At 38.0% G+C, this 6,000-nt stretch carries 6 protein-coding genes; 4 read left to right on the plus strand and 2 right to left on the minus strand.

From position 1 onward, the window contains the following. Positions 1-148: 148 nt before the first annotated feature. Together LI954_RS14920 and LI954_RS14925 are read right to left on the minus strand one after the other, a co-directional pair. Positions 149-799 (minus strand): DsbA family protein, encoded by a 651-nt coding sequence (locus LI954_RS14920; protein WP_202067695.1) that lies wholly within the window; start codon positions 797-799, stop codon positions 149-151. 107 nt (positions 800-906) lie between these two features. Continuing rightward, positions 907-1,491 (minus strand): CYTH domain-containing protein, encoded by a 585-nt coding sequence (locus LI954_RS14925; RefSeq protein ID WP_202067696.1) that lies wholly within the window; start codon positions 1,489-1,491, stop codon positions 907-909. A gap of 176 nt (positions 1,492-1,667) precedes the next feature. Here LI954_RS14925 and LI954_RS14930 point away from each other — a divergent pair, with 176 nt between their 5' ends. The 4 genes from LI954_RS14930 to mgtE all read left to right on the plus strand — a co-directional run bounded on the left by LI954_RS14930 (position 1,668) and on the right by mgtE (position 5,497). After that, positions 1,668-2,324 (plus strand): GTP pyrophosphokinase, encoded by a 657-nt coding sequence (locus LI954_RS14930; protein WP_202067697.1) that lies wholly within the window; start codon positions 1,668-1,670, stop codon positions 2,322-2,324. A 95-nt stretch (positions 2,325-2,419) separates the two neighbouring features. Beyond that, complete coding sequence (locus LI954_RS14935; RefSeq protein ID WP_229442471.1) at positions 2,420-3,217, plus strand: NAD kinase; 798 nt, start codon at positions 2,420-2,422, stop codon at positions 3,215-3,217. Between the two features lie 7 nt (positions 3,218-3,224). After that, positions 3,225-4,118 carry an RluA family pseudouridine synthase gene (locus tag LI954_RS14940; RefSeq protein WP_229444835.1) on the plus strand — a complete coding sequence of 298 codons (894 nt, stop codon included), beginning with the start codon at positions 3,225-3,227 and terminating at the stop codon, positions 4,116-4,118. A 17-nt stretch (positions 4,119-4,135) separates the two neighbouring features. Next, a complete protein-coding gene (gene mgtE, locus LI954_RS14945) occupies positions 4,136-5,497 on the plus strand; it encodes a magnesium transporter (RefSeq protein ID WP_202067700.1) in 1,362 nt (453 codons plus the stop codon). Positions 5,498-6,000: the final 503 nt, after the last annotated feature.

The following is a 6,000-nucleotide window of genomic DNA, read 5'->3' on the forward strand; positions in this document are numbered from 1 at the left end:
TATTCAAATGAGTAGAAAAATAGTTGACTGAAGCGAAGATAATTTGTTATTGCTGCTTCTGGATTTAAAATGAGAAGAGGGTCTGCTCGGATAAAGATTATGAACAATAAAAGAAGGAAGCAGCAATTTATTCGGCTGTTTCCTTCTTTTAAAGTAAATGTAAATGTCCTTTTGGAACGGACTGTTCGTTATTGTCTGCCAACTCAAGCGAATCATGAAAATGAAGATAATTTTTTTCGGATGTTTCACACAATCGTTCGATTTGCTGAATGGATATGTCTCCCTCCACTAATACACCATAATCTCTATCACAGGCATAATTATAAATAACTGTAGATGGATGCTGAGTAACTCCCATTTCTCTTGCAATTTGCTGATCTATTTGAAATGACTCTTTAACAAAACTGGATTTACGATCATTTTTAAACATTTCTAAATCTCCGCCTGCATCAACAATCAAGGTTTCGGCTAAATCAGGTGAATAGCCAACTCCGCTTTCAGTAATCATACTTTGAAGATTCAGGAGAATATGACGGCCTTTCTTTTTTCCCTGCAGCTGTGCAGCTTTGAAATCTAATGCAGCAGAATAGGTTGTTTCAAACAGTTGATTTCTTCCTTTAATATCACTAGGGTGTATTCCATGTACTTTAAGCAGAAAGTCAATTGTTTTCATGTTCACCAAAGGGATCAAACGTAATTGAATTTTCCTATTTTCCGCCTGAGCAAATGTAAGTATCTCTCTTTCAATATCTAGACAAATACTCCCTAATGGATTCACGAACAAATAAATTTCAATCATTCATACTTCCTCCAATTCGACACTTTGACAATCTCCGCAACATGAACTAATCCTTGTAATTTAACAAAAAAACAGAATAAAAGAAACTAATCTGCTCAATTATTTTACTACCGGAGGTGCGAAGGAGCGGAAAGCATCATTCTTTGAATTTTGTTAGGACCGCTAATTTTTTCAATAGACAGAGTGTCTAACAATTCATTAAATGCTATTTTTCCAGTAACAGCATCCTCAACCTCTAATTCAAGTTCAAAATCATGGGTATCATTGTACCAACTTTCATCGAGAGCTAACAAACCTTGGGGAAGTTTTTTCTGTGCTCTTTTTGTTTTTAATTCACCAATAACTTGCAATGGACTATCAATGTTTAGTTCTTTCAGTTTTTGAAATACTTCACTTTCTTTAGGAAGTTTAAAAGCATGGATCATTTTATTCGCCTGTTCAAAACTCAGAGAATCTGTAATCTCCAGTAAGCCAACGGTATTAGGAATTTTCAGAGTTACCTCTGCTTTATCAGGCAATGTACGAATTCTTAAACCAATAGCTCTTTCTTTCAGTTGAAAGTCGAACGTATCGAAATAGGTATTCATCTGAATAAAAAAATCTGTTTCCTTAAATTTGAAGTACTCAGCAGTTCGGAAAAAGTTTTCTTTTGAGAGCAATGTTTTGTATTCAATTTCTAAATCTTTACTCATCCGAAACTCACCTTCTTCGTACTAATTTTCACACAACTTCCATAGTTTCGTCAAGAAAAGTGATTGAACTATTTGACTTTTTAGATAATTCTTATAATAGAATAAAAAATCCTATTTTTAATTGGTCTATGGTAAAATAGGCATTGGGTCAAATTCAAGGGAATTGAGGGAGAGATATGGAGAAAGATTGGAAACTTTTTCTTGCGCCATATGAACAAGCTGTTGGAGAGATGAAAGTCAAGTTGCGTGGGATACGCAAACAATTTAATGAGCTTAACAGACATACCCCCATCGAGTTTGTGACAGGTCGAGTAAAACCTGTAGACAGTATTCTCATGAAAGCCTCCTTACGAAAGATTCCGATGGATCGTTTGGAAGAAGAGATGCAGGATATTGCCGGACTGCGGATTATGTGTCAGTTCGTTGAGGATATTTATCAGGTTGTCGAAATTATTAGGAATCGTAAAGATTTGGAAATTGTACAGGAAAGAGATTATATTACGAATAAAAAAGAGAGCGGATATCGTTCATATCATTTGGTTATAGTTTATCCTGTTCAACTTGTGACTGGAGAAAAAAGGATTTTAGCAGAAATTCAGATCCGTACGCTGGCAATGAATTTTTGGGCAACGATTGAGCATTCCTTGAATTATAAGTATCAGGGAGTCTTTCCAGAAGAATTAAATGCCCGACTGCAGCGCGCCGCAGAGGCTGCGTATCAGTTGGATGGAGAAATGTCAGATATTCGGGAAGAAATTCAGGAAGCACAACACCTATTTTCTCATGGCAGAGGAAAAAATAAAAGAAGCTATTACAAAGAAGATCAGCCATAAAAAAGAATTTATAAAAAAATTTTTCAAATACTTCTTAACTATACATAGTAGAGAATTTGAAACTGTATTAATTTAAGGAGGAAGGGGGGCAGATCATGAAAGTGGCGATCGTTCATAATAATGAAGATAAATCAAAAAAGGTTGCTGAAGAGCTTTTGGTACTTTTAAAGAGGGAAAATATTGAAGTAACGAATCAAGAACCTCAACTGGTTATTTCCATCGGAGGGGATGGTACGTTGCTCTCAGCTTTCCACCGTTTCAGTCACCTGTTGAACAGTGTGAGATTTCTTGGTGTCCATACCGGACATTTAGGATTTTATACAGACTGGCGCGATTATGAACTGGAAGAGCTTGTAGAGAGTCTGCTGATGTCTCAGGAAAAAAGTATCAGCTATCCTTTATTGGATGTAAAAATCAGCTTTAGAGATGATCAGCCTGATAAGCATTTTTTAGCACTAAATGAGTCCACCATTAAACGTTCTAATCGAACAATGGTAGCAGATATCTATATTAAGGATGATCTGTTTGAGCGATTTAGAGGCGACGGGTTATCAGTTTCTACACCTACAGGTTCGACTGCCTATAACAAGAGTGTAGGCGGAGCTGTGATTCATCCAAGTATTAATGCCTTTCAGCTGGCAGAAATTGCTTCATTAAATAATCGGGTTTTTCGTACATTGGGCTCCCCTATGGTAATTGCCAGTAAAGAATGGGTGACGATTGTTTTGAAGGAACGCGGTGATTATATGATTACTGTAGATCAGTTAGATATATATCAGGAAGAGGTGGATACCATCCAATATCGCATTGCTGATGAACGGATACATTTTGCTTCCTATAAGCATACGCATTTTTGGAATAGAGTCAAGGATGCATTTATTAGCGAGGACTAGATAATTTATGGAATTTCAATGGGTTTACAAGAAGGAAGAGTCTCGGCAAATTAAGTCTTTTTTGAAAGAGCAGGGTGTTTCAAAAGGTTTGCTGGCGAAAATAAAATTTCAAGGCGGACGAATTACTGTGAATGATCGGGTGGAAAATGTTTTATTTAAGCTTTCGTTCGGTGATCAGCTGAAGATCGTTATCCCAGACGAAGGAGAGCATGAAACAATGCTTCCTTCGGAGGGGAGACTAGATATTCTATTTGAAGATGAACATTTTTTAATAGTAAATAAACCAGCTGGAATAGCATCTATTCCTTCTCAATATCATACAAGTGAAACCATGGCAAATCAGGTGAAGGGTTATTATAAGCGGATGAAGTATTCGGATCAGATCGTTCATATTGTCACCCGTTTGGATCGGGATACTTCGGGAGTCATGTTGTTTGCCAAGCATGGTTTTGCTCATGCGCTCCTTGATCAGCAGCTGCGCAAAAAGCAAGTTATTAAGATTTATTATGCTCTTGTAGGAGGAGCTGTCCATTCTTTAGCTGAACATGAAGAGATTATTGGTCCGATCAGCAGAGATACGTCCTCTTTGTTAAAAAGGATGGTATCAGAGAATGGTAAATACGCTAAAACAGAGTACTGGCTGGCTGAAAAGCTGAAAGATTCAGCTTTTGTAAAAATTCAGCTTCATACTGGAAGAACCCATCAAATCCGTGTTCATTTTGAAAGCATTGGCTGTCCGCTGCTGGGTGATGAAATGTACGGCGGTTCCATGGATTTAGGTATAAGAAGGCAGGCGCTTCATTGCAGTCAGTTGAGTTTTATTCATCCATTTACACAGGAAAAAATGAGGATTGATTCTCCAGTTGCGGAGGACATGAAAAGAATTATTGAAATAAGGTAGAACAGGAGGTTGCAGGAATGAATGAAGGACAGGAAATAGAGGAACAATTTGATAATTTGCTTACTTTCTTGGAAGAAGAGCAGATGAATGAATTTAGAGAGTTGTTTTTATCCCTTCATATCTATGAGCAGGGACAGTTCTACCAATCTCTTGAAGCGAAGCAGCGTAAACAGCTATACAATTATCTGTCTCCAAAAGAACTGGCAGACATGTTTGATGTGATAGAAGAAGATAATGAGGACATGAAAGATTATATTGCTGAGATGCGTCCAGGTTATGCAGCAGAAATGCTTTCAGAGATGTATACGGATAATGCAGTTGACCTGCTGAACATGCTGGATAAAAGTCAGAAAGCAAAATATCTAAGTTTGATGAGTACAGAAGATGCCAGTGAAATAAAGGAACTGCTGCATTATGAAGATGATACTGCCGGCTCAATAATGACCACTGAATATGTATCAATTGTTGCCAATCAAACGGTTCGATCTGCAATGTACGTTCTGAAAACACAGGCAGATGTTGCAGAAACTATTTACTATGTTTATGTAGTGGATCAGGATAACCGTCTGGTCGGAGTAATTTCTCTACGTGATTTAATTATTAATGAAGATGATACTCTAATTAGTGAGATTTTGAATGAACGGGTAATTTCTGTTCATGTAGGAGATGACCAGGAGGATGTTGCCCAAACTATTAGGGACTATGACTTTCTGGCACTACCGGTTATTGATTATGACGATCACTTGCTTGGTATTGTCACAGTTGATGATATTATTGATGTCATTGATGATGAAGCTGCCAGCGATTATTCCGGTTTGGCTGGGGTTGACGTTGAACAAGTCAGTGAAAATCCATTTAAAGCAGCTTCAAAGAGACTGCCTTGGCTGATCACATTGCTTTTTCTTGGGATGTCCACAGCGACATTAATCAGTCATTATGAAGAGCTTGTTAGTGAAGCCAGTATTTTGGCTGTATTCATTTCATTAATCACAGGAACAGCAGGGAATGCAGGGACTCAATCTTTGGCGGTGGCGGTAAGGCGTCTGGCTGTAAATGATGAGAAAGACAGCAGCTTTGGTCGTCTAATTGTGAGTGAAGTGCTGACAGGGCTTGTCACCGGAGCGATTACTGGTTTGACAATATTCATTGTTGTTGGTGTCTGGAAACAAAACTTCCCGCTTGGTTTTGTCATTGGTATGGCGATGCTTTGTGCAATTACTGTTGCAAATCTTGCAGGAAGTCTGATTCCTATGCTGATGGACAAGCTAGGCTTCGATCCTGCTGTAGCAAGCGGACCTTTCATTACGACCTTGAGTGATTTAACCAGTGTACTGATTTATTTCAATATTGCCAGTATTTTTATGTACTATTTTATTTGAAAAGATGAGAAAAGAGGCTGTTACAAAGCTTCTCCATGCGGTGAGTAACGGCAGAGGAAACGTAAACTGAATATCAATCTTAATTCAGGGTACTCCTGTGGTTACTTGTCACAGTTGCTGTATGCATCGAGTAATTGCAGATGCAAGGCAAGGCGTTCTTATGCGGCTTCCTACTTGGTGCTCTACAAATTTTCTATGATCAAGTAGATATTGTTCATCACTTATATGACTTAAACTGTGACGAGTGTCTCACGAGGAAACATCTATTTTTTAACAAAATAGTAATTCTCAACACTTTCGGCTTATTATCGAAAGTGTTGTTTTTGGAACACCGTTTATTCGATTTTAAGGGTCCGAGACATACCAATGTCTGAGACCCTTTTTTTGTATGTTCTGAAAACCCCCAGCTATGCTGGGGGTTCTTGAGAGCTTCCAGCGTGGTAGTAAAAAAGCCTCCTAAACTGATAAGATGAAGTTGGTTTCCCGACCACCACATCAAAAGT

The organism is Enterococcus sp. CWB-B31 (genome assembly GCF_020567645.1).
Classification (GTDB): domain Bacteria; phylum Bacillota; class Bacilli; order Lactobacillales; family Enterococcaceae; genus Enterococcus_L.